The 23,776-nt window shown below is 49.0% G+C and carries 24 protein-coding genes; 15 read left to right on the forward strand and 9 right to left on the reverse strand.

The features are described from left to right. The first annotated feature begins 114 nt into the window (after window positions 1–114). Genes J3L11_RS14760 through J3L11_RS14780 form a run of 5 tightly spaced genes read left to right on the forward strand, consistent with a single transcriptional unit; the run spans window position 115 to window position 5,099 of the window. Window positions 115–840, forward strand: a complete 726-nt coding sequence (locus J3L11_RS14760) for an MtrB/PioB family outer membrane beta-barrel protein (protein ID WP_347566517.1) — start codon at window positions 115–117, stop codon at window positions 838–840. Window positions 841–874: 34 nt separating this feature from the next. After that, the gene (locus tag J3L11_RS14765) at window positions 875–3,244 is read left to right on the forward strand and encodes a DMSO/selenate family reductase complex A subunit (protein WP_207571512.1); all 2,370 of its coding nucleotides are present in this window, start codon (window positions 875–877) and stop codon (window positions 3,242–3,244) included. Between the two features lie 15 nt (window positions 3,245–3,259). Then, a complete protein-coding gene (locus tag J3L11_RS14770; protein ID WP_207571513.1) occupies window positions 3,260–3,937 on the forward strand; it encodes a DMSO/selenate family reductase complex B subunit in 678 nt (225 codons plus the stop codon). 59 nt (window positions 3,938–3,996) lie between these two features. Beyond that, complete coding sequence (locus J3L11_RS14775; RefSeq protein WP_207571514.1) at window positions 3,997–4,665, forward strand: molecular chaperone TorD family protein; 669 nt, start codon at window positions 3,997–3,999, stop codon at window positions 4,663–4,665. Between the two features lie 2 nt (window positions 4,666–4,667). Next, window positions 4,668–5,099 (forward strand): hypothetical protein, encoded by a 432-nt coding sequence (locus tag J3L11_RS14780; RefSeq protein WP_207571515.1) that lies wholly within the window; start codon window positions 4,668–4,670, stop codon window positions 5,097–5,099. Between the two features lie 10 nt (window positions 5,100–5,109). On the opposite strand, the gene J3L11_RS14785 is transcribed toward J3L11_RS14780, so the two are convergent. Continuing rightward, window positions 5,110–5,541 carry an Lrp/AsnC family transcriptional regulator gene (locus J3L11_RS14785; RefSeq protein WP_133040026.1) on the reverse strand — a complete coding sequence of 144 codons (432 nt, stop codon included), beginning with the start codon at window positions 5,539–5,541 and terminating at the stop codon, window positions 5,110–5,112. Window positions 5,542–5,679: 138 nt separating this feature from the next. Between J3L11_RS14785 and yjeH the strand changes: the two genes are divergently transcribed. Together yjeH and J3L11_RS14795 are read left to right on the forward strand one after the other, a co-directional pair. After that, on the forward strand, window positions 5,680–6,936 hold the full coding sequence (yjeH, locus tag J3L11_RS14790; RefSeq protein WP_207571516.1) for an L-methionine/branched-chain amino acid transporter: 1,257 nt from the start codon (window positions 5,680–5,682) through the stop codon (window positions 6,934–6,936). Window positions 6,937–7,015: 79 nt separating this feature from the next. Next, on the forward strand, window positions 7,016–7,840 hold the full coding sequence (locus J3L11_RS14795; protein ID WP_207571517.1) for an HDOD domain-containing protein: 825 nt from the start codon (window positions 7,016–7,018) through the stop codon (window positions 7,838–7,840). Window positions 7,841–7,848: 8 nt separating this feature from the next. Here J3L11_RS14795 and J3L11_RS14800 read toward each other — a convergent pair whose 3' ends face one another. After that, entirely contained in the window at window positions 7,849–8,307 is a 459-nt protein-coding gene (locus tag J3L11_RS14800; RefSeq protein ID WP_207571518.1) for a TerB family tellurite resistance protein, read from the reverse strand. Between the two features lie 72 nt (window positions 8,308–8,379). Continuing rightward, on the reverse strand, window positions 8,380–8,913 hold the full coding sequence (locus J3L11_RS14805; RefSeq protein WP_207571519.1) for a DUF2780 domain-containing protein: 534 nt from the start codon (window positions 8,911–8,913) through the stop codon (window positions 8,380–8,382). A 181-nt stretch (window positions 8,914–9,094) separates the two neighbouring features. Between J3L11_RS14805 and J3L11_RS14810 the strand changes: the two genes are divergently transcribed. Next, window positions 9,095–9,796, forward strand: coding sequence for a hypothetical protein (locus J3L11_RS14810; RefSeq protein ID WP_207571520.1), 702 nt, complete (start codon window positions 9,095–9,097; stop codon window positions 9,794–9,796). A gap of 15 nt (window positions 9,797–9,811) precedes the next feature. Further along, window positions 9,812–11,221, forward strand: a complete 1,410-nt coding sequence (locus J3L11_RS14815) for a DUF4145 domain-containing protein (RefSeq protein WP_347566516.1) — start codon at window positions 9,812–9,814, stop codon at window positions 11,219–11,221. Here J3L11_RS14815 and J3L11_RS14820 read toward each other — a convergent pair. Together J3L11_RS14820 and J3L11_RS14825 are read right to left on the reverse strand one after the other, a co-directional pair. Further along, window positions 11,218–11,520: a hypothetical protein gene (locus J3L11_RS14820; RefSeq protein WP_207571521.1), complete on the reverse strand. Its 303-nt coding sequence runs from the start codon at window positions 11,518–11,520 to the stop codon at window positions 11,218–11,220. The two genes, J3L11_RS14815 and J3L11_RS14820, sit on opposite strands and share 4 nt — an antisense overlap. 382 nt (window positions 11,521–11,902) lie before the next feature. Continuing rightward, window positions 11,903–14,014: an EAL domain-containing protein gene (locus J3L11_RS14825; RefSeq protein WP_207571522.1), complete on the reverse strand. Its 2,112-nt coding sequence runs from the start codon at window positions 14,012–14,014 to the stop codon at window positions 11,903–11,905. A 205-nt stretch (window positions 14,015–14,219) separates the two neighbouring features. Here J3L11_RS14825 and J3L11_RS14830 point away from each other — a divergent pair, with 205 nt between their 5' ends. The 3 genes from J3L11_RS14830 (at window position 14,220) to J3L11_RS14840 (ending at window position 17,485) form a co-directional block, all read left to right on the forward strand. Beyond that, window positions 14,220–14,585: a hypothetical protein gene (locus tag J3L11_RS14830; RefSeq protein ID WP_133040017.1), complete on the forward strand. Its 366-nt coding sequence runs from the start codon at window positions 14,220–14,222 to the stop codon at window positions 14,583–14,585. Window positions 14,586–14,702: 117 nt separating this feature from the next. Beyond that, complete coding sequence (locus tag J3L11_RS14835; RefSeq protein ID WP_207571523.1) at window positions 14,703–16,031, forward strand: pitrilysin family protein; 1,329 nt, start codon at window positions 14,703–14,705, stop codon at window positions 16,029–16,031. Then, window positions 16,028–17,485 (forward strand): pitrilysin family protein, encoded by a 1,458-nt coding sequence (locus tag J3L11_RS14840; RefSeq protein ID WP_207571524.1) that lies wholly within the window; start codon window positions 16,028–16,030, stop codon window positions 17,483–17,485. Before J3L11_RS14835 ends, J3L11_RS14840 begins: the two co-directional genes overlap by 4 nt. A gap of 138 nt (window positions 17,486–17,623) precedes the next feature. Here J3L11_RS14840 and J3L11_RS14845 read toward each other — a convergent pair whose 3' ends face one another. Next, window positions 17,624–18,634, reverse strand: coding sequence for a hypothetical protein (locus J3L11_RS14845; RefSeq protein WP_207571525.1), 1,011 nt, complete (start codon window positions 18,632–18,634; stop codon window positions 17,624–17,626). A gap of 69 nt (window positions 18,635–18,703) precedes the next feature. Beyond that, a complete protein-coding gene (trmL, locus tag J3L11_RS14850) occupies window positions 18,704–19,168 on the reverse strand; it encodes a tRNA (uridine(34)/cytosine(34)/5-carboxymethylaminomethyluridine(34)-2'-O)-methyltransferase TrmL (RefSeq protein ID WP_133040013.1) in 465 nt (154 codons plus the stop codon). Between the two features lie 248 nt (window positions 19,169–19,416). Between trmL and J3L11_RS14855 the strand changes: the two genes are divergently transcribed. Further along, window positions 19,417–19,668: a hypothetical protein gene (locus J3L11_RS14855; protein ID WP_207571526.1), complete on the forward strand. Its 252-nt coding sequence runs from the start codon at window positions 19,417–19,419 to the stop codon at window positions 19,666–19,668. Window positions 19,669–19,670: 2 nt separating this feature from the next. On the opposite strand, the gene J3L11_RS14860 is transcribed toward J3L11_RS14855, so the two are convergent. Further along, entirely contained in the window at window positions 19,671–21,134 is a 1,464-nt protein-coding gene (locus tag J3L11_RS14860; protein WP_207571527.1) for an ATP-binding protein, read from the reverse strand. Beyond that, the gene (locus J3L11_RS14865) at window positions 21,134–21,820 is read right to left on the reverse strand and encodes a response regulator (protein ID WP_133040010.1); all 687 of its coding nucleotides are present in this window, start codon (window positions 21,818–21,820) and stop codon (window positions 21,134–21,136) included. Before J3L11_RS14865 ends, J3L11_RS14860 begins: the two co-directional genes overlap by 1 nt. 224 nt (window positions 21,821–22,044) lie before the next feature. Between J3L11_RS14865 and J3L11_RS14870 the strand changes: the two genes are divergently transcribed. Both J3L11_RS14870 and J3L11_RS14875 read left to right on the forward strand, forming a co-directional pair. Next, window positions 22,045–22,629 carry a Spy/CpxP family protein refolding chaperone gene (locus J3L11_RS14870; RefSeq protein WP_165900160.1) on the forward strand — a complete coding sequence of 195 codons (585 nt, stop codon included), beginning with the start codon at window positions 22,045–22,047 and terminating at the stop codon, window positions 22,627–22,629. 47 nt (window positions 22,630–22,676) lie between these two features. Further along, entirely contained in the window at window positions 22,677–23,576 is a 900-nt protein-coding gene (locus tag J3L11_RS14875; protein WP_207571528.1) for a cation diffusion facilitator family transporter, read from the forward strand. Window positions 23,577–23,776: the final 200 nt, after the last annotated feature.

Below are 23,776 nucleotides of genomic sequence, written 5' to 3' on the forward strand. Positions count from 1 at the left end.
ATCACAGTTGCCGAAACATGCGGGAACTTCTTGGCAAGGTATGGCATTTTATGGAAACCGTTTCGCCTTTCCCCGGCAACGGACACGGCATCGCGAAAATGTAGCAGTATTCGGATCAGCTATTTAGGCGTCAAAGCACTTTATGAAAGCCGTGATGGTTCTCGATATGATGCTTCCCGCATCACCGCTCCTGACGAAAATCCACTGCTGCGTAAGTACTACCTAGCTGACCACAACCGCTACGGCGCGGAACTGAGCTTTAGCCATACCCCGTTGTCCTGGCTGACCTTGGATATCAATCTGCGTTATGCCAAAGACGATTACCAGCATACCGAGTTAGGACTATCGGCCTCAGAAGACTACCGCTACGACGCCAATCTATCGCTTGACCCCACTGCAGATTGGCATGTGTACGCATTGGCCAGCCAGCAATGGATTAACTCCGACATGGCGGGTTCCTCCCACTTTGCAACAGCAGATTGGCAAGGGCGGATAGAAGACCGCTTCATCAACCTTGGTGCCGGGTTCAGCTACCGTTGGTCGACCCAACTGACGGTGGGCGGTGACTACCTGTTTGCGAACTCCGAAAGCAACACGGCCATTGATAGCAGTGATTACGGTGACTATTACGACTTCAGCCACAGTCTGGAGCTGTATGGCCGTTATGCCCTGAGCGAACAGATGGGATTCAAGCTGAGCTACCGCTATGAACGTTACTACGATACCGACGATGCTCAGGTGGCCGTGGATGCTATTACCGGCCTGACCACCCTAGGCAAACTGGATCACAACTATAACGCCCACCTGCTGATGTTGAGCTTCAGCTACAAACTGCCCTAGGCCAACGTTATAAATAGACGAGGTTTAAATACAAATGGAACGTAGAAGTTTTTTAAAAATGAGCGCGGCGCTGAGTGCGGCTGCCACAGTGACCGGCTGTAACTCCAGTTCAAAAGATGTGGAAGAGGTGCCTTCCGAGCCAACCACTGAAGAAGCCATTAACTGGTCATCCTGTACATGTAACTGTGCGGCTTCCTGTGCTCTGAAAGTGTTCAGTCAGGACAATATTGTTACTCATATAGAAACCGACGATACAACAGATGATAGTTGGGGCGTGCAGCAAGCGCGGGCATGTCTGCGTGGCCGTTCTAGCCGGCAGAAGATCTATGCATTAGATCGTCTCAAATATCCAATGAAACGCGTTGGTACTCGTGGTAATGGTGATTTTGTCCGTATTACGTGGGATGAAGCTTACTCAACCATTGCGTCAGAGTTGAAGCGAATTATTGACGCCTATGGTAACAAATCCGTGTATTGGAACTATGCATCAGGTACCAACCAATTCCGTGCCGGTGGGCGTGAATCTTCCAAACGGTTGCTAAATCTTGCGGGTGGTTTTCTGAACCAGTACGGCACCTATAGTGCTGCGCAAATTGTTTATGCAGCGCCTTATACGTATGGTTCCTATACGTCCAGTACCTATACGGAAATGAAAAATGCTGATCTATTGGTATTTTTCGGCTTTAACCCATCAGAAACCCGGATGAGTGGTACCGGCGGCGCCTACGATTACAGCCTGTTTGGCGCAGGTAAAGAAGTGATCATCGTTGATCCACGATACTCAGAAAGCGCTTTAGGCAAAGAAAGTACCTGGCTGGCGATCCGTCCAGGGACAGATGCCGCTCTGGTTGAAGGCATTGCATACCACTTAATCAACAATGGGTTGGTAAACGAAAGTTTCTTGAATCAATATTGCGTTGGTTACGATGCCAGCACCCTGCCTGAGTCTGCGCCAGCAAACGGTGATTACAAGTCGTATATTCTGGGTACTACAGACGGTGTACCGAAGACTGTGGCACGTGCTTCCAGTATTACCGGGATTTCAGAAGCACAAATAATCAGTCTTGCTGAAAAACTCGCTGCTGCCAGCAACCCTTTTATTTCCATGGGATGGGGAATACAGCGACAGGCCAACGGTGAGCAAAGCATCCGCGCTGTGTACATGTTACCAATTCTTCTTGGCAAACTTGGTATTGCGGGTACCAATACCGGTAACTGGCCAGGTACTGCTTCAACATCTTTAGGAACATTGCCTATTGGTACCAACAGCGTTAAAGAGTCTATTTCTTGTTTCTCTTGGACCGAAGCTATCATCAATGGCAAGAACATGACGGCTTTAGAGCATGGTGTTAAAGGGGCTGATGTTCTTGGTGCTGACATGAAGTTTATATGGAACTATGCCGGTAACACATTAATTAATCAGCACTCCCAAGCATTTGAAACAGCTAAAATTCTTGCCGATGACACCCTGTGCGAGTTTATTCTGGTGCATGATGTGCAGTACACCCCGTCGGCTAAGTTTGCCGATATTTTGCTGCCGGATGTCATGGATCTGGAGCAGCACGATATTGTGTGTAATACGGGCAGTGATATGGAAACGATCATTGCAATGACTTCTTCCGTGAAACCTATCGCAGACGTTAAGAGCTGTTTTGATGTTTGTAAAAACGTTGCTGCTAATTTGGGGCTCGAAAATGAGTTTACTGAAGGTCGTAGCTATGATGAATGGGTGGAGTACGTATATGAAACATCCCGTACTAAACATCCAGAGTTGCCTGCCTATGCTGATATGGTGAAAAAAGGCATCTACAAGATCACTAAGCCAACCAATTCAATCGCACTGCAATCCTTTGTGGCGGATCCAGCAGGTCATCCACTGGCAACACCTAGTGGCAAGATTGAAATCTATTCAGAACAGTTAGCTGAAATCGCTGCTAGCTGGACTCTGGAAGACGGTGATGTGATTAGCGCGCTACCTAAATATGTCGTCACTTGGGACGGTTATGAAGACAGTGCAACGGCTGAAAAATACCCATTGCAGATCATCGGTCATCATACCAAAGGACGTACGCATTCCTCCTTCCATAATATTCCTTGGCTACGTGAGGCAGTTGAGGATGCAGTATGGATGAACCCGGTGGATGCCAAGAATCGTGGTCTAACTAATGGCGCTTCCGTCAAAATATACAATGACCGTGGAACGATTATTTCCAAAGTTAAGATTACACCAAGAATTATGCCTGGTGTTTGTTCTTTGGCTCAGGGGGCTTGGTTTGAACCAGATCCAAGTCAAAACAACGTGGATATTGGCGGGTGCATTAATAGCATTACGTCACATCGACCAAGCCCGTTGGCTAAAGGAAATCCACAACACACTAACCGCGTACAGATTGAGCAGGCATAACAGAGGTAACCCAAAATGACCGAAGAAGTTCAATACGGATTTTATTTCGATAACAGTAAATGTACTGGTTGTAAAACTTGCCATATTGCTTGCAAAGACCGTCTGGTCGGCAAGTTACGTGGCAAAGATGATATTCAAACCAATGGTGTGGCCAATCTGCCAGGTATTCTATGGCGCCGGGTGTATGAATATGGTGGTGGTGTTTGGAGCGAAAATGGTAATGGCTCATATGAGCAGGACGTTTTTGCTTACTACGTGTCTGTGGGCTGTAACCATTGTTCTAGTCCCGTCTGTGTAAAGGCTTGTCCGACGGGGGCTATGCATAAACGGAAAGCTGATGGTTTGGTACTGGTTGAAGAATCACTGTGCATTGGCTGCGGTAGTTGTTCTCGGGCCTGCCCATATGATGCTCCTCAAATGGATACTGAACGCAAAGTTATGACTAAGTGTGATGGTTGTTATGACCGTTTAGCGGAAGGGAAAAAGCCTGTTTGTGTTGAAGCATGTCCATTAAGAGCCTTGGACTTTGACACTATGGAGAATTTACGGGCGAAATATGGCGACGGTGACGCTCATATCGCGCCACTACCTTCGGCATCGATCACCCATCCAAACTTGTTGATTAAGGCAGGTTCTAAAGCGCAGCCTGCGGGTTCTGGTAGCGGTTCAGTGTTGAATGAAGCTGAAGTGTAATGGTTTACAGGGCGCGTGATGCGCGCCCTGGTTTTATTTTCAGAAAGGAAAATAACAACATGTGTAAGGCACTGAGTAAGGAAGAACTGCAACAATATCAAGCTATAGCTAATATATTGCAGCATATAATATTGGTCGATCCTGACGGTAAAACTGTTAATGCATTCAAACTTGATGCTTTAGCTGAACAGTGGCCTTGTTTGACTGATTCAGTCGCGGAACAGCGAGGCAAGGCTGCTTTAGCGTCATTTTTTGAGGGTTGGACAGGAAGCGACGCAGAAACGTTGGCTTTACGGCTCGATTTTACCCGCTTATTTTGCGGCCCTGATACGCCTTTAGCGGCGCCTTGGGGATCCGTCTATTTATGTGAAAACGAACTTCTCAATGATACCTCTACCCAAGCACTATCTAAGTTCTATAGCGACCATAATATAGAACTGACTTTTACCAGTAATGAGCCCGTCGATCACATTGGTTTGATGTTTGCTGTATTAAGTTATTTGCTGGGCTCAATGGCGGAAGGAAACGCCACGGAATATCAGCAAAAAGTTGTGTCGGATCTGTTACGGTTCCACCTCCTCCCTTTTGCCAATAGAGTGATGGAGTTAACTAATGAACACGCAAGCTCATCTTATTATCAAGGAATGGCGCTACTGGGTAGCGTATTTTTGAATCACCTGAGCGTCAGACTTAATATTATCCCTTTGAAATATAAGCTATATAGATAATCATGGCACTTATTCCTGCTATCGGCCAGCAATGGCATAGGGCGCAATTGGCGGAAAAACTCAGTGCCCAGTTGCAGACCGAATCGATAGTACGTCAGTTGCTCACTGGTGCTACCTCGATCGATACTGTGTGCAATCTGGTGCTCGCTCTGGCCGGTTCTGAGCAAGAACTGAGTGCTGAAGCGTGGGACGATGGGGTGATGGTGACACTGTTTTTCAGTGCTTATCGTTTGCTATTTGTCAAAGCCACCCAGCAGGAACTCAGCCAGGGGGAGGAGTTGATCATCAGTATTGGCAGTAGGCTCAGCCAGTGTGTGCCGCCCACAGTGCTGAATGCCGGACAGCAACAGCAACTGTTATTGATGCAGCAATTGGCACAACAGTTGGTGACCTTGCGTAGCCAACGCCGCAGTCATCAGCGTAATATGTGTTAAGGTCAGTGGCTCATTCTTGGCGATTATTGATCCATTCACTCATGACGACATGGGTCTTGATTTTGCTGATCGCTGGGTTGGCATCGATGGCTTCACGGATTTCGTGAAGCCGCTGCATGGACGGTGTTCTGACATAAACCAACAGATCCATTTCCCCGGAAATTCCATGGCAGGTGACCACTTCCGGTACCGCCTGAAACAGGTGCACGATATCGGCGCAGTTACGACACTGGTGCTGGATCTCAAAGTAAGCACTTACGCCGTCTTTTTGTGATTCACTGAGTAACACCTGATAACCGCGGATCACGCCATTCTGTTCCAGTTTTTTCAGGCGTTCGGATACCGCACTACGTGACAGGCTGACCTCTTCGGCAATTGCCGATACGCTCTTGCGGGCATTTTGCCGCAGTGCGGTGATAATTGCCTGATCAAATTTATCCATTCCTTAATTGTCCCATCATATCGTCGTCAAAGCCGTCATTTTGTCGGCCAATGCTGAATTTATCTTGGTGTATTGACGCAGATTGTCAGCGGTGAAATCGCTATACTGCTGCTATTACATTCGGCGTTAATTTATCAGATGAATCCAACTTCAGGAACTATTGGCCGCTGGCAAGGTGCAGGGTTGATGGCAACCACCTTGCTGGGAACCGGCGTATTTATTTTACCGCAGATGACCGTCAATATGGCGGGGCATGGTGCCATGCTGGCTTGGGCGCTGCTGACGTTGGCGATTATTCCAATCACCATCGTATTTGCACAACTGGGCGCGCGCTTCCCTCATGCTGCTGGCCCAGCATTTTTTGTGGAACAGGCGTTTGGACGGGTGCTGGGCCGGGCGGTCGGATTGAGTTTCCTGCTGATTGTCCCTATTGGTGCTCCCGCTGCCATTATGATGACTTTTCAGTTTTTTCAGGTGATGGTGCCCATTGCGGGATGGGGTAAGCTGGCGTGTGAGTTGTTGGTGTTGTTAGTGCTTTTAGGACTCAATCTGCGCGGCATTCAGGTATCGGCGAAAGCACAGTTTGCTCTGACCTTGTGTATTGTTGCCGTGGTGGTACTGATGTTTGGCAGCGGGGTCAGCCGCGCAACCCAGTATCAGGCACCACAGGAAGTGCTGAATATCCATGGCACATTGCAGGCGATGGGAATCGCTTTCTGGAGTTTTCTAGGGGTCGAAACCATGACCCATCTGACCACGGATTTCCGTAATCCGAGGAAAGATTTTACCCCTGCAATGATGATCGGTACTTTGCTGGTCGGCGCTATCTACTTAGTCTGTACTTGGTTATTGCTGTTGGTGCCTTCTGATGCGCCATTGGCAATGATCAGTGCTTTTGACACGCTGCTGGGTGGGTATGGCACTCAGATCATCGGGATTCTAGGGATTGCCAGTGGACTAGCAACGACCAATGTGTATGCGGCCAGTGTGTCGCGTTTACTTAGCAGCTTCAGTGAACAAGGCATTACGCCGCGTTGGTTTGCGCCGCGTAACCAGCATAACGTACCTGTACGAGCATTAGCGTTTATCCTGTCGTTGATGGCATTGGTGCTACTGGCGAACTTTCTGACCGATACCCGGCTGGATCAGTTAATTTCCTGGGCTAACGGTGTCTTTGTGGTGATTTATCTGCTGTCGATGCTAGCGGCAGTCAGGTTGCTGAGTAAAGGTTACCGTCCTTGGGCCGTGCTGAGCAGCTTGATGTGCCTGGTCCTTGGCGTGGCCTTGGGAAGTGCGATGGTGTACGCCATTACCCTGATGGTGATATTGCTGCCGTTGCTATGGTTACAACTCAAACTACGACGGCCACCGTTGCCACCGATGGCGGCCTCCTAATCTTTGTTACGATCCCTACCGGCAACTTGGCGGTGATCACCTATAGTTAAAGTCGCACTTTTAACGAGGGGAAGTCGCCATGGGAAACACCACTATCATCCAAAAAGTTGAGCAGTTGCCACGGTTACCAAAAGCGTTGAATGAACTTCTGCAAATTGTTAATGATGACGATGCTGAGCTCGGGCTGTTGGCGGAAAAGGTTTCCCACGATGCGCTGATCAGCGCCAAACTGTTGCGGTTGGCAAATTCGGCCCGCTTTGGCCGCAGACGTGAAATCGGTTCTATTGAAGAAGCCGTTATCCGTTTGGGGATCCAACCGTTGCGGATCCTCGTCACCGCTTCTGCGGTAACATCTGCGATACCGCCAGTAAATGGCATCGATTTAGTCAAATTTTGGGGCCGCAGTTTTGAAGTTGCATTTTTTTGCCAGGAGTTGGGAAAAAGGGCGATGTTGCGCCACGACACGGCCTTTACCTGTGGCCTGTTACATAACATTGGTGAGTTGTTGTTGGCACTGATGGAACCCATCAAGTGGCGTCAGGTGCAGGCGGCGGTGGCTGAGGGGGCGGATCAGGCCGAAATCAGCTTGTATCTGCTGGGCGTTGTGCCAGCGGAGGTGGCTGCACAGCTTGCCAGTGAATGGTATTTTTCAGATGAGTTGGTGGCAGGATTGCGCTATCAGGAGGATCCGCCGTCAGCAAAAGCCCCTTCCAAACTGGCGTTAGTGTTAGCGCTGGCAAAATATTTGCCACTGCACTGGGATGACTGTACCGATGCGCAAAGAACCAGTTGGCTGGCACAGCAGACCGAACATTTTAGATTGCGATTGCAGATGGACGGACTGGCAAGCCGACTGGAGAAAATGTTGGGTGCTGGTGAAGAAACCGCGCGGCAGCTGGTTTAGCGCCAGCGCTAATGGTGACGCTGGCGCTCGATGGCTTGGTTACGCAGTTGGATCAGCTCCGAATGCTTCAGGTACAGTAAATCGGCACAGCGGCGGACAATCTGGTCTTCATAATGGCATAGTTCACCATCAGCATAGGCCAACTGCCACATGGACAATACCAATTGCTGTTTTTGTTCCAGCGAGAAGTGTTCATTGACCACTGAAGTGAATTGAAATAAAGACGTTGCGTCGTTTCGATTTCGGCGCGCTTCATCGATTAATTCGCTGGCGTCCTCTGCAGATATGCTCAAATTTTGTTCCAACAGCTGTGGCAACAAACTCGCTTCGGCACCGTCGAGATGTTCGTCAGCATATACCACTTCCAGCAACATGCAGGCAGCTGCCAGATTGATGCTATGGGCCAGTTGCTGCGGATCTGGGGTATCCTGCAACTCTTTAAAAAACTGCTTTAGTCTGGCTATCATTCTGTCATTTCCTTACTTCATTACTAAAACGTTAGAATGACCTGTGCTGTCTGAGTTCCCGAACATAGCTCTTTACAGCAGTGCGCCGAGCCCTTGGGTCAGCAATGAGGCGGTGTTATCTCCACCACTGCTTTGCAGATAATTCTTGAGAATTTCAGCCATTGGGGCGACCAAGTCTTTAGAGATCCCTTGCTTCGAAAAAGCGTCATAAACCATGGCGCTACCCTGCAATGAGCTCCCCAGATTACCCGCTTTGGACAGTAAACCGCTCATGCCCGACTTAGTGTCGGTCGCCGGGACTGCGGATAACAGGCTATCGACATTGGGAATAGTGTCAGCAATCTGAGAAAACTGAGCAGTGCCAAGATTGGATTTTGCCAGACTCAACAAACTCCCCAGCCCACCTTCGGCCTGGTTTTGATTCAGATTCAATTGCGACATTACATTGCTCACCAGACTGGTATTTTGGTTATCTGTAGCCACGGTACTAGCAGTCGTTGTGTTGGCCGTTGCTTGTTGCACCTGTGACTTGAGATTATCCAGCAAGCCAGCATGGGCGGGCAGCGTCAGCAGCAGGGCGGTCAGTGTTAATATTGGCGCTTTCATTCGGATTATTCCTTTGTCATCCTAGTAATGGCACTTATTCTATGCGCAACCGCCGCGATGATGCACGGCTTTCCTTACTCAAAAGCTTCGGTCGCTTGATTTCTGCGGTGCATTAGCAGGCGATTTTGGGTATCCTTAGCGTTGAATCTGATACTGTTATCACCGTTGTTGAGAATGCTGCATGTCCTTGTCTGCGATACTTTCTGAAGCTTTCTATTTTTTCCGCAACCATCTGCTGCAACTGGCTGCATTGGCCTTGCCGATTCTGCTGGTACAAGTCGGTATTCAGTTATGGTTGGGAGCTGAATTTGCGGCGATGGATCCGAAAGCGCCACAAATTGGAACGCCGCATGTACTGGCGGCATTACTACTGTTTTTGGTGTTTTCGTTGCTGATTGCCTCGCTGACGCTGTTCATGGAATTGCGCACTGAGGGTTATCAGCCCAGCATTTTGTCGGTGTTGAAAGACAGCTTACCCTTTTTGCCGTGGTTGATGGTTGCTGGCATATTTTCCGGCATGGCCATTGCTGCTCCGGTGGTGATACTTTCCACATTGGGGCCTCTTGGCGTTATTGGCCTAGGGATCAGCTTGTATCTGTTTGCCCGACTGTCGTACGTTAACTTCATGGTGGTGGTTGAGCGGTTGTCACCATTACAGGCGATTAAAGCCAGTTTTGTCTTTAGTCAACATGTTACCGGTCGCACATTGTTAGTGCTGTTGCTGTACTTCCCGCTGGTACTGTTGGGCAGCGTGATTTCTGCAAGTGTAGAACATGCGCCAGTGATATTGCGGTTAGTGGTAGAAAGCATCACCGGCTTTATCAGTTTGTATGTCAACGTGGCACTGTTCCGGCTGTACCGGGTCAGTCGTCAGTCTGCCTAAATTACAGGGGCCAGAGTGAACGATATCGAGTTCGTCGCTGGTGTCTCGGAGGCTCTGGCCGCAGAATACCGCAATGCCAAGCGTTATGTCAGTGATGTGCCAACACAGTCGTTGCTTCATGTCAGAAGCTTTGCGCATCGGCTGACCGCACTACTGGCAGAACCTACAGCGGTGGTGTTCGACAGTCCCAATCTTTATGACCGGATTGAGCAGCTCAACCGACTGCGACTGATCGATGTCCGTATCACCCGTTTATTGCATCGGCTGCGGGCCGATGGTAATCGCGGCGCTCATCCCGAGAAATACCATTTGGACCAAGTACAGTTACAGCAATTGGCTCGCAAGGCTATTCGCGATCTGCTGAAACTGGTGGAGCTGGTGTATCCGTTGCTACGGCAGTGCTCAGCCCCAGAGTACCAGTTTGACGAATATGATGAACTGAGCGGGCGGGATCTGTGTTTTCGTGCGGTGATGGAAGATGATAGCGAAGCCCAATATCTGCTGGGTATGTCGTTTAAGAGTCAGGCGTTGATGGCAAGACAGCAGGAGCAGGCAATAACTGACGCCGAGCCGTTGCCACGACAGCAACAGGCACAACACTATCTCGCCAAAGCCGCTTATTGGTTTGCTCAGGCCGCTGCGCAGCAACCTCGTGCACTTTTTGAACATGGTGTGGCACTGTTGCATGGGTACAGCGGCAAACCTGACTTGCTCGCCGGACAGCAGTTGATCCGCCAGGCGGCTGAGGTCGGTGTTGTTGATGCGATGGCGCTGCTGGGCTATTTCTATTTGGTTGGCAGTGGCGATATAACAGCCGATCTTGTGTTGGCCGAGCGATATTTGACCGCCGCCGCCGAGCAGGAACATGTGGAAGCGATGGCGAACCTAGGGGTACTTCGTTACCAGCAGGGCAATTTAACAGCGGCGTTTCAGCATATCAGGCAAGCAGCGCAAAGCGGCTATCCTCATGCCCAGTATCATCTATCACTATTGTTGGCTAGAGGCGAAGGTTGTCAGGTGGATCCAGCGGCCAGTGAGCAATGGCTGGCGGAGGCGGCTGAGCAGGGACAGTTAGATGCCATGCTGGCGCGCGCGCAGCACATGTTGAATCAAGAACAAGCTTTTGGCAGCGATATGTCGCAGGCAGAGAATTACTTGCGACAGGTCATTCGCTATGGCCACAGTGTGCCCGCAATGATTGAACTGGCCATTGCATTAACCGATGGTAGTCTAGCAAGGATTGATGTCGTGGAAGCGGCAGCCTGGCTGAAGTTGGCAAAAAAACGCGGTAATGCACAGGAGCAACAGGTGATTGAACCCTTGTGGCAATCGCTGGTGCAACAGATAGAACGGGTATTGACGGTTAGCAAAGATCCAGAGGAACAGCGGTCATTACAACGAGCAAAGGAATTACTTACCGACTAATCTTGATGTTCCAGTATCCGCCCCTTGCCGTGCCATTGATGTGGGTGATCGCGACACACATGGGGGTTGGCATCATATATATCCCGTTTATTGGCACGAAAACGATATTGCTGCATCCTTGCCATATGTTGTTTCAAATAGCGGCGGCCAAACAGACTCAACACTAACAACACGCCAGCCGCTGCCAGTAGCAACAGTGGCAGTATCAGCAGGGCTAGGCAAAATACTAATGCACTCAGTAGCGTGCCAATAATTGCCACGAAACCAGACTTATGGCGCCACACAAACAAACGGGACATAACGTCTCCTGTGATCTCATGGTACGTGGTTTGGCCTGCAATAGGCAAAAGTGACCATGATTTAAACAATAGCGGGCATTATGTCCAACGAGATCTTAAGAAAGCATTAAAATATTGTGAAAGTTGTCAGTATTTCGCGGGAAATGTCGTACAGATGCAGTGGTGCGTGCGGGGGATAATTGTCGATAGATTGGGCAATCAAACATCGCAAAGCGATTTACATTGCGAAATCGTGCCCAGATCACGGCATTCAGACAGCAACAATTTTCTAATGAGCGGGCACCAAAACGAGATCTGGTGTGTCAGGGCTGCCAGCGCATCGCTTTGCAGGGGAGCTATGCAGGAGATTCCTGAAGCTGGCAGCTTTCTGTCTTATGACAAACTACCTAACAACGCGCGCTTGAAAATGCGCGAGGGCGAATTGTTGCGGATGTAGTGGATAACCAAAGAAGAATCCCTGTGCCTGGCCTTCGCCCATATCCTGCAGTACCGCCTTTTGCTGTTCGGTCTCAATTCCTTCCACTACGTAAGACAACTCCAATGCCTGGCTTAACTGTACGATGGCATGGCATAACTTACGACCGCGAGAGCTATCAAGTTGTCCGGCAAACTCACGGTCAATCTTTAAACCATCAATTGGCATATTGCCTAAACGGCTCAGTGAAGAAAAGCCGGTGCCGAAATCATCAATGGTCACTTTCAACCCTAAATTATGCAGGTTCTCCAATGTTTGCCGAGCTTGCTGGGGATAATGCAGCAGTGCCGATTCTGTAATTTCCAGGGCCAACGCATCGGCAGGCAAGGCTGCATTTTTCAACGCCTGTTTAACTTGGCTGACAAAATCAGAATGCTCCAATTGCATCGGCGATACATTCACTGAAATTGTGAAATCTGGATGATCCTCTTTGCGCCACAGCGCTGCTTGGCGGCACGCTTGTTCCAACACCCAATTGCCGACGCTGACAATCAACCCGGTTTCTTCCAGCAAAGGCACAAAATCGGCAGCTTCCAGCAACTCATGTGGGGTTTTCTGCCAGCGCAGTAACGCCTCAGCCCCCAGTAAGTGGTTATCCTTCAGCTTCACAATGGGCTGATAGTAAATGCTGAACTGGCCTAAGCTCATGGCATGGCGTAAATCGCCCAGCAGTTTTAATCGGTGCTCGGCAGCATCGCTCATGCTTTTATCGTAAAACATAATGTGGTCGGCGCTACGTTTGGCACAATACATCGCGGTATCGGCTTGGCTTAACAGCTGTGACGAGCTAATTTTTTCACCATCAAACAGACTGATACCGATACTGGTTCCGAGGTAGAATTTCTGTCCTTCCAGCTCAAATGGTGTATCAAACAACTTGACTATCTGATCAGCAAACCAACGGATCTCTTTGCGGCTCTGACATTCGGTGAGGATCAATGTGAATTCGTCACCGCCCATACGTGCAATGTCGGCCATCTCAATGCAGCCTGCTTCCAGCCGTGCGGCAACCAGTTGCAAAATGCGATCACCCATGGAATGACCAAAACAGTCATTGACGTGTTTAAAACCGTTGAGATCCAGAAACATCAGAGCGCCTAAGCGTTCAGCATCGGCATGTTTATGGTTGAATTCTAACGCTTCACTTAGCAGTTTTTTCATGTGACGGCGGTTTGGCAAACCCGTGAGCACATCGTACATCGCTTGCTCAGTAAGACGATTTTCCAATCTTTTACGATCGCTGATATCACTGAAAATCGTCACCATATATGGTGTGCCATCGGCGATGATGCGACGACTGCTTTGCCATGCAGGGAATTGACAGCCATCGGCTTTCAGCTTGAACATCTCACCTTGCCAGAAATCACGTTCTTTGAGTGCTGTGCTACATTCCTGCTGATGGATGTCGTCAGCCACCTCTAACACCGTCAGTGATTTCCCCAGCAGTTGTGCCGTACTATATCCAGACAAACGACACAACGCTTTATTCACGGCCAGTATTACATTGTGGGCATCGGTGATGGCAACTGCCTCGGCGCTCTCTTCCAGAATGCCGGAAAGCACCCCACGAGGAATCGCGGCAAATTCGTCATTACGGGTTCGTCTCGGTTGGCTGCGGCGATCCAGATGCTGAAACCGTACCAGTACCAGCACATCTTCATGCAATTTCACCGGGTACAGATAAAGGCGGGTGGGCAGCTCTTTACCGTCTCGATTCAGATGCAGCCATTCTTGTACCTGCGGTTTGGCGACCGAGGCTTCAAATAAGCGCCGAGCCTGCTCAATGCTGCTTTGGCCGTTCAGTTGTAGCCGTGGTGCAAAATCATATAATGCGGCATTAATAATTTCGGTGCGCAGACAAGCGAAGTAGTCCAACGCGGCTTGGTTAGCGGCAACAATGATGGCGTTACGGAACAGTGCCAACGGCGTTTCATGTGGTTGTTTCTGCCAGATCTTCAACTGTGGTTGCAATGCGGCATCTGCCTGTAATTGCGCCAATATTTGTGTCCAATCCATCATCCGCGCTGCTCCGCTGCTGTCCCACTTAAAGGACACATCCAATATGCCGATTGCCTATTTTCTGGGTAGCAAAAAATAAACAGTTTTGGCGCATTCCTCAATCAAATTTTTGATTTATTGCAAAAAAGATCATTATTACCTATTTGACCACATAAATGTGTGACTATGATTGTCAGATACAGAGTTTTTTGTCGGAGAAAATATCATGCTAAAACCATTGCTCGGTATATTGCTGCTATTGCCAGGATTATTAGCGGCGGCGGAGTTAAGTCAGGTGGGACAAAAAGCGGCGGAACAAGCAAGTAAAGTGGCACAACAAACAGAAGCGGCGCAACTGCAAAAAGCCCAAGCTGCTGCGGGCGCAACTGCGGCAAGGGAACAGGCAGTGCTAGCTCGGCAGCAGCAAGAGCCGTGGGAGCAGTCAGAGCGACAAAAAGCGCAACAACAGTTTAATGAACGCGGACAGCGGGAAGCAAAGTATCTGCAACAAGCGAAAGAGGCAGCTGCCAAAGATCATCAAATGGAAACGCCCAAGATGAAGATAATTAAACGTAAAGTAGTAAATAATTAAACGCCAAGTCTTTTACATGCTTGTTTACAAAAAGCATCCGGCTGTAACAGCTGTAAACTTGCCATCTTAGTGCCAGCACCACAAGATACCTGAGAACACTTATCTCAGGAGCACACCATGAAGCGTCAACTGACCGCTTTGCTGTTGTCGCTAGGTCTGTTTAGCGCCGCTACAGCACAAGCGACCACCGCCAAGGATATTCAGAGTTTTACTCTGGCTAATGGCATGAAAATTATGGTGTTGGAGGATTCATCCATCCCCAACGCTAACATGTACCTGTTCTGGAAAGTCGGTTCCCGTAATGAACGGCCTGGCATTACCGGTATCTCGCATTTCTTTGAACACATGATGTTTAACGGCTCCAAACACTATGGGCCGAAGATGTTTGACCGCACGATGGAAGCCGCAGGAGGCGCAAACAACGCCTATACCACCGAGAACGTGACGGTATACACCGACTGGTTCCCTGCCAACGCACTAGAAACCATCTTTAAGTTGGAAGCGGATCGTATTGCGAACCTGGACATTGATCCGAAAATGGTTGCCAGTGAACGGGGCGTGGTGGCATCGGAACGCACTACCGGGTTGGAAAACTCAAACTGGCAGGCACTGCAAGGACCGGTGAAAGGTGTAGCATTTCTAGCACATCCTTATAGTTGGCCAGTAATAGGTCATGAGTCAGACATTGCCGCCTGGACACAGCAAGATCTAGTGGATTACCACAAAACCTATTACGCGCCAAACAACGCTGTGGTGGTAATTGCTGGTGATGTGACCCTAGCGAAAGTGCAGCGGCTGGCAAATGAATATTTTGCTCCGATCCCGGCGCAGCAACCGCCTGCACCGATAAAAACGGTTGAACCTAAACAGTTAGGTGAGCGCCGTATTTTTGTCAAAAAGGCATCAGTTAGTACTCCTAACATTATGTTGGCATACCATGTTCCTGCCAGCAGTGATAACGACTACTACGCACTGGATCTACTGACGTCTATTCTCAGTGACGGTAATAGCTCCCGCTTGTACCGTGGGCTGGTGGATCAACAGTTAGCCTTGGAGGCTGAGACCTATATGCCGATGGCATTTGACCCGAACTTGCTGTATGTCCTCGCGGTGGCGGCACCGGGCGTGACTGAAAGCAAGTTGGAACAGGCGCTGCTAGCACAGATCCATCATGTTGCCAGTCAAGGTGTTACTCAGCAGGAGCTCGATAAAGCGAAAAACCTCAAGCTGATGGACTTTTATCGCACCATGGAAACCATTAACGGTAAGGCCAACACCATTGGCACCTATGAACTGTTTTTTGGCAGTTATCAGAAGCTGTTTGATGCGCCAACTGCTTATAACAAAGTGACGTTGGCGGATATACAACGGGTCGCGCAAGTTTATCTCAACAAGGCTAACCGTACTGTCGGCGTACTGGCTGCCGAAGAGGAGGCAGACAAATGAACTATAAAAATATTGCAACACCACTGACACTGCTTGCGGCGACGACATTATTCCTCATGGGCTGTCAGTCTGCTTCCCAGCCAGCCTCTAAAACTGCAGCCGCCACTGTGCAAGTGAGTCAGGATACCGGCAAATTTCAGCTACCAGCTTATGAGACAGTGACACTGGACAATGGCTTGACACTGATGCTGATGCCTCAAAAAGAAGTGCCATTGATTACTGTCAATGCTGTTGTCAGGGCGGGGAGTGTCGATGACAACATCGGAGGGATCGCCAGTATGACGGCGGATTCCTTGTTATTAGGTGCGGGTAAACACAGCAAGCAGCAATTGGAACAACAGATCGATTTTCTCGGTGCCAGTTTAAACACCAGTAGCGGCCGTGAGGGTAGCTACCTCAGTGCTGACTTTATGGCTAAGGATACTGATATCATGCTCGGGCTGGTGGCCGATGTGTTGTTGCAGCCACGGTTTGATAAGCAGGAATTTGCCAAACTGAAGCAGCGCAATATTGCCGAATTGGAACAATCTAAAGAAAGTCCTAAGTCGGTGATTAACCGTTATTTCAGCAAGCTGATATTTGCTGAGCACCCCTATGGCAATGCTACTTCGGGTGATCGTGATTCATTGGCGAAGCTGGCATTGCCAGAGGTGAAAGCGTTTTATCACCAGTTTTACCAGCCAGGCAACACCGCCATCAGCGTGGTCGGTGATTTTGACCCGGTACAAATGAAAGCCAAACTGCAGCAGCTATTTGGTCGTTGGTCATCACAGAAGCCTGCACCTATGCTGGATTTGAGCAAGGGCTTGCCAAGCTTGACGCAATCGCAAGTGCTGCTGGTGGATAAACCGGATGCCATTGAAACGACCTTCCTGATTGGCGGTATGGGGGTGGCCCGTAACAACCCAGACTATATTGGGTTATCCGTGGTGAATACCATTCTCGGAGGGCGCTTTACTTCCTGGCTTAATGATGAGTTGCGGGTAAATTCTGGTCTCACTTATGGCGCGCGTTCCAGTTTTATCAGTTATCGCGACGCTGGCTTGTTTGAAATTAGTACCTTTACCAAAATGTCATCCACTGAGCAGGCAATTGATCTGGCGCTGAAAACCTACCAGCGGTTGTGGGATAAAGGCATTGATGAGGCAACGCTGGCGTCGGCGAAAACTTACGTGAAAGGACAGTTCCCACCGCGTTACGAAACCAACGGTGAGCTGGCGGGGCTGCTCTCAGATATGTATATCTACGGTTTTGATGCGTCGTATATCAACGATTTTCAGAAACGGGTGGACAGCTTGACTGTTGCTGACAGCAAACGCTTGATTGATACCTATTTTCCCAAAGATAAGCTGCAGTTTGTGTTGATTGGTAACGCTGCCAAGATTGCACCGATTGCTGCTAAATATGGGCAGGTAAAACAACTGGATATCAAAGCTGTGGGCTTTGGCGGTTGACTAATCTCTGAGCTGATAAATGCCGGCCATGTGCCGGCATTTTTGTGCCTTGGCTGCGATTCTGTTAGCCATATTGGCTAATCGCTATCACTGCCAGACAGACACAGATTACTGATGTAAGGGCAGAATACTGACGAATTAGGCGGTAGTAGTGGGTAACAGCACTTCACACAGGTTAAGCTGCGTGCCGTTATGCACCAGAAAGTGCTTTTCATCCCAGAAACTCAGGTGCGCTTGGCGTTTGCTGATATCACCGAGATTTTGCCCTGGTGTAAGACTGATCTGATGCTGACTAAGACCAGAGCCAATGGCATAGCAATCTAAACTGCTCTTGCCTTTAGGATGCAACCATAACCATTGATGGTTTTCACTAAAGCAAGCATCTCCGCCAGCAAGTGGTTGCAGACCGGGCTGCAGTAGTAATTCGCGTTTTTGACCCGCACCCAGCAGTTTCGACAGCGAGCCCAACAAGGTTTTTGGCAGCCGATATTGGTAAGGCACCAATACATTCACATTGGCTGTGTGTTGCTTTGCGCCAGTTTGTGGATAACACAAACTCCAGATGGTGCCGTTGTTGACGGCTATTGCCGCCAGCTCAGGTTGTGTTTGCGCAAAAGCGGGTAACTGCAGCACCTCGGTATCGTCGAGTTCTTTAAAACGGTTAACGATATGACTGTTACCGTCTTCGTTAATGAACAGCCAGGAAATTGCTCGGCCATTGCGGTTATTAGCGCCGCTCATTCGCAGTAGTAGTTGCTGTTCATCAAGAGCCACCATTTGTAATGGTGTAAATTGATACTGCTGACCATTGAGTTGCTGCTGCAATACGTCACCGTTGTGCAGTGGGTAAAATTCTGCTTCCTGTTCGGCAATGCTAGGCCAGAACCACAGTCCAGACTTGCCTAACAACGCTAAACCATCGCCCCAGCGACAAAAAATCTGGCTGCCGTCATATTCAGCCAGTGGCAATGACAACAACAGCTGCAAATCTTCTGCGCGGCGAAACTGCAATAAAGGTTGGCTGGCCTGTTGATCCCACAGCCGCAGCACCAGTATGTTGTCGTCAAAAAAAGCGACTGTTTCACAGCTGTAATCACCGTGGAAACTAAGCTGATGCTGGGTTTTGATGCGGCTTTTCAGTTTGCTCATTCCCGCCACTTCCTGAATAGGGAGTCTTGTAATCAGTACCTTATCAAAATCGTAGCGGTCGGAGAAGCACTAGCGGGCAGCTCCGTAATCTTGTTGGCGCCATGCCTCATAACTGATAATTGCCACAGCATTGGACAAGTTGAGACTGCGGCTGCTGGACACCATTGGTATGCGGATACGTTGCTCTGTTGGCAGTGACTCGATAATAGATAATGGCAGACCTCGAGTCTCGGGGCCAAACAGCAGCACATCGCCTGGCTGATAGTGCGCTTCTGAATGCGGGCGACTGCCTTTGGTGGTACAGGCAAAAATACGTTTACCTGTCATGGCACGTAGAAAGGCTTCGAAGTTGGCATAACGCTGCACCGATGTCAGGTCTCGGTAATCGAGTCCGGCGCGGCGCAGTTTCTTTTCCTCTAAATCAAATCCCAGCGGTTCTATGAGGTGCAACTGGCTGCCATTATTGGCGCACAGACGAATGATATTGCCGGTATTCGGCGCGATTTCTGGCTCGTATAAAGCGATATGAAACATGGTAAGTATGGCCGACAGCTAAAAACGCAGGCATTATAAAAGTAATTGTTTACAGGTAACAGCGGCTTGTCAGTTGCGGGCTAAGTACAAAAAGCACCCCAGATTGATCGTAATGAGCAAAACAACAAGATAGGTGTATTGTTAACACATGCACTGCGCCAACCCCACTTAACAGTGATGGCATTTTATCATCTATTGATGACGATATTTTCCTAATCACCTTTCCAGAAACCTTTAAAGCGCAGCGATTGCGCAAAGATAATCGCTGCTATTTTGCCATTGATAACCGGGCGACTCTTGCGTTTGAGGTAGCAATAGTGTGGAACTACAGCATCATTAGTGGCGAGATGTATCAAATTCCTAAGACCTCACCATTATTTGAACAGATCAGGGAACAGTTTATCTGTAAAAATCCTTGGGAAGTGGGCTTTTTTAGCCATCCAGCGGTGGGAATGTACCATTTGCGGCCATTACATGTGGTTTGCCCGCAAATGGCTTGACGCTAGCTCACCAGTGGCAATTTCATGGTGACTTCCAGACCGCCAATGATGCGATTACGGGCACTGATGGTGCCATGATGTGCGGCCACGGCAGCTTCTGTAATGGCCAAACCTAGTCCCCAGCCACCCGTTTCGCGGTCACGTGCGGACTGTGGTCGATAGAAGGGTTTAAAAATAGCTAGCAGTTCTTGTTCTTCAATCCCCGGGCCATCGTCAGCGATAATAATCAGCACTTTATTTTGTTCCACGCTGGCACAGAGCGTTATCTCGGTTTCTGCGTAGCGGATGGCGTTGCGTAACAGATTTTCAATGGCACGTGACAAGGGCCGGGGGTAATGCGGTACTACTAACTCTTCTGGGATCTGAATAAGGATATTCTTTCCCTGCTGTGCCGCTTCAAATTCGGCATCATCCAGCACCTGACTCAAAGATTCGGCGAGACCGACATAGACTTTCTCTTCCGGTGTTTTAAGGGTCACCCGAGATAATTCCAACAGCTCGGCAATCATCTGTCCCAGTTGATCTGCTTCATAGGCTATGCGTTCGGTTTCTTCTCCGGCAAAACCTCTTTTGCGTGCCAGTGCTAGCGCCAGTTGCAATCTGGTTAAGGGGGTACGTAATTCATGAGAAATGTCACTGATCAAGCGGCGTTGGCTGTTGACCATGCGCTCAATAGCATCGGCCATGCTGTTGAAAGCGATGCCCAGTTCTCCAATCTCATCGTGGCGTCTGGAGGTTGCCTCATCCACCCGGTTGGTCAGGTTTCCATGCGCTAGGGCATTGGCCGCTAATTTTAATGACATCAACGGCTTACCTAGATGCCAAGCCAGCAGAGCACATAAGACGCCTGATAATAAAATCGCTAACGACAGTGTCAGCAGTTTGTGTTCAATGAAAAAGAAGAACCACGGAAGCCGATGCGGCCCTGGTAAACCAGCATACAAACGGTAGTTTTCGCCATTAGCGCTAAAGACAATTGGCCCGAAAAACATTTCTTCACGAAAACTAAAAGCACGCGGGCTCGGCCGTTCCAGTGCGGAGATCATCAGCAGATTATTGCGCACTGTCAGCGGCAGTCTCGGACTGTTAATCAGTTGCCCTTGCGCATCAAATATAAACAGATGAAACGGCTGTTCTCCCATGTTCCTAGGACGTTTAGGATCTTCAGCACGGGGTCCGGGAAAATTTATTGTTGGGTCGGCATCTGGCGGAGCCACCAGCGGGCGATGATGGTCAATGTCCGCACCTTCCATCGTCCGAATATTGCGTAATCGTTCCGGCGAACGTTGTAGTTTTTCTGCCACTCGCTGCAGAACATTCATGATAGGCGGAGGGATCTCACCAGCTTCATGGCTCTGTTGTAACAGCGGCAGACTGCCGACTGCCAATATAATTAAACTGCTACACAGCCAAAAACCGATCAGCAGTTTGATGAACAGACGGTTGGGCAAAAAAAACGCTGACATTAAGGGATCCAGATGTAGCCTTTGCCACGAATGGTTTTTACCCGTGGTCGACCATCAGGGCGCTCCGGCAATTTTTTGCGTAGGTTGGAAAGATGCATGTCCAGGCTGCGATCAAATGGCATCAATTTCTTGCCCAGCACTCTTTCACTGAGCTCATCTTTGCTGATCAGGTCGCCTGCTTGCTGTGCTAACGCGAATAACAAACTGAATTCCGTACCTGTCAGCATCAGCAGTTGTTCGTTGCAGTAGGCTTCCTGACGTGTCGGGTCCATTTTGATGTCACCTAACGCCAACTCATTATTGTGGTGGATGTCTTGTGCGATAGTATTGGAACGGCGGATGATGGCACGAATTCTTGCCACCAGTTCCCGATCATTAAATGGTTTTGGCAGATAATCATCAGCACCGCGCTCTAACCCAATCACTCGGTCAATTTCATCGCCCCGGGCAGTCAGCATCAACACTGGCGTTTGTTTTTTACTGCGTAATTCCTGTAATACTGCAAAACCGCTTAACTTCGGCAGCATCACATCCAGCAGAATAATATCAAAATCCTCTGCCAGTGCCATGTTCAGCCCGGTTTGACCATCATAAGCCATTGTCAGCTCAAAGCCTTCCAGCTCCAGCAATTGGCTCAGTAACTCTGCCAGTGCCAAATCATCGTCTACTAACAAAATCCGGCTCATAGTGACTTTTCCCACACGCTTGCCATTATCTATATATTGTGAGCAGTATACCTATTTATCAGTCAATTGTAGTCATGCTGTGTAAGAATGGGTAAAGATGCTAATTTTCAGTGGGATAGCGTGTTATTTACGGTGATTTACTCATTGAGTATCCACTATTACAGTGCAGGATATAAACTTAAGGTATCCACATGAAATCCGTTTGCAAAGTGAGGGACAAAACAATGGTTAAGCAGCTTAAAACAGGTATGTTGGCGCTGGTAGCAGCGTCTAGTCTTTGGGCAACAGGCGCCTTTGCAGCAGATGCTGGCAAGACCGAAAAAGCCGATGTTACTCCGCCGCCAGCGCCCGCTTGTCCATGTCCTCAGTATATGGGGAAAGGTGCAGGTATGATGCGTGGTCAAGGCATGGAACCAGGTATGTCGGGTGGTATGGGGATGCGAGGTGGCTTCTCTCATGGAATGGGCTATGGCATGGACCACATGGGTTTTATGGCTATGCATCACTTGGAGCTTACAGAAGAACAGAAAACTGCTATGAAAAAGCTGTTTGATGCTCAACGCGATAGCATGCAAACTGACCGTATTGCCCGGCACAAGGCGATGCAGGAAGTGATGACCGCGGCGAAGTTTGATGAGTCCAAGGCGAAAAAACTGCTTGAGCAGCAACAGCAATGGCGCACTCAACAGCAACTGCAACGCATGAAGCTTCACAACCAGCTGTATAATCTGTTGACCGAAAAACAGAAGACCGAGCTCAAAAGCCAGCTGGAAAAAATGCCAATGTGGATCACAGACCAGGACGATTGACTCTGTTAACATAGGCTCAGTTAACGTTAATTTTCTGAGCTTGGTTGATGATACAAAGTTCCCATTATGCGTTTTGGGTAAAGTTGGCAAGTCGTGCCGCAATCGCAACTGCCTCTACACTGATCTTGATAAAGTTACTGGCCTGGCTGTGGTCTGGCTCGGCCAGTATGCTGGCGTCTGTGACTGACTCTATTGCCGATGTGATGGCATCGGTGGTTAATTTTATTGCTATTCGCTATGCACTTATCCCCGCGGATCATGATCACCGTTATGGTCATGGCAAGGCCGAACATCTGGCAACGTTGGCGCAGTCGGCTTTTATCATGGGCAGTGCCTTCTTACTCCTATTGCACGGTGGTGGACGCTTAATCACTCCAGAGCCATTGCAACACGCCACAGTCGGGATCGTGGTGTCGGTCATCGCGATTGTGCTGACGTTGGCTTTGGTCATCGTGCAGAAAAAAGCGCTGGATGCAACTTCCAGCAGCGTAGTTGCAGCCGATTCGTTGCACTATAAATCCGATCTATTTCTTAATGCCGCAGTGTTACTGGCGCTAGTGTTGGCACAATACGGCTGGTGGTGGGCCGATGGTCTATTTGCCGTGCTGATTGCGCTTTATATTGGTCATCAGTCTTGGGGCTTGGGATACCGTTCCATCCAAGCGCTACTGGATCGGGAATTGGATGAAGAAACCCGTCAGCAAATTTCAGAAATTGCCTGCCTAGATAAACGGGTGCAGGGAGTCCACGATCTGCGAACTCGGCAGTCTGGTCAGACTGTATTCATTCAGCTACACATGGAATTAGATGGGGCGCTATCATTGCATGATGCACATGAAATTGCTGTAGATGCTGAGAACCGTATTCTTGAATTGTTTCCGAGTGCAGAAGTGATCATCCACCAGGATCCTGATGATGTCGTAGAAGAACGGGCGGTGGTGATTTGAAGGCTCAGGTTGAAGGGTGTATGGGGTAATAGTGTGTTGATCTCTATTAGGCATATTGCATGAGTAATCCACATCAAGCCTAGTTAATGTAATAGTGACTTCACCCAATTTTTTCTTTACGAAATAATCCGCTCTAGGCGAGTTCTTCTAAGTACTTTGACTCAGCCAGATTTGAGCAACGCTAGAATCATCCTCGCAAC

The sequence above is a fragment of the Shewanella sp. 4t3-1-2LB genome (genome assembly GCF_017368415.1).
In the GTDB taxonomy this organism is placed as follows: domain Bacteria; phylum Pseudomonadota; class Gammaproteobacteria; order Enterobacterales; family Shewanellaceae; genus Shewanella; species Shewanella fodinae.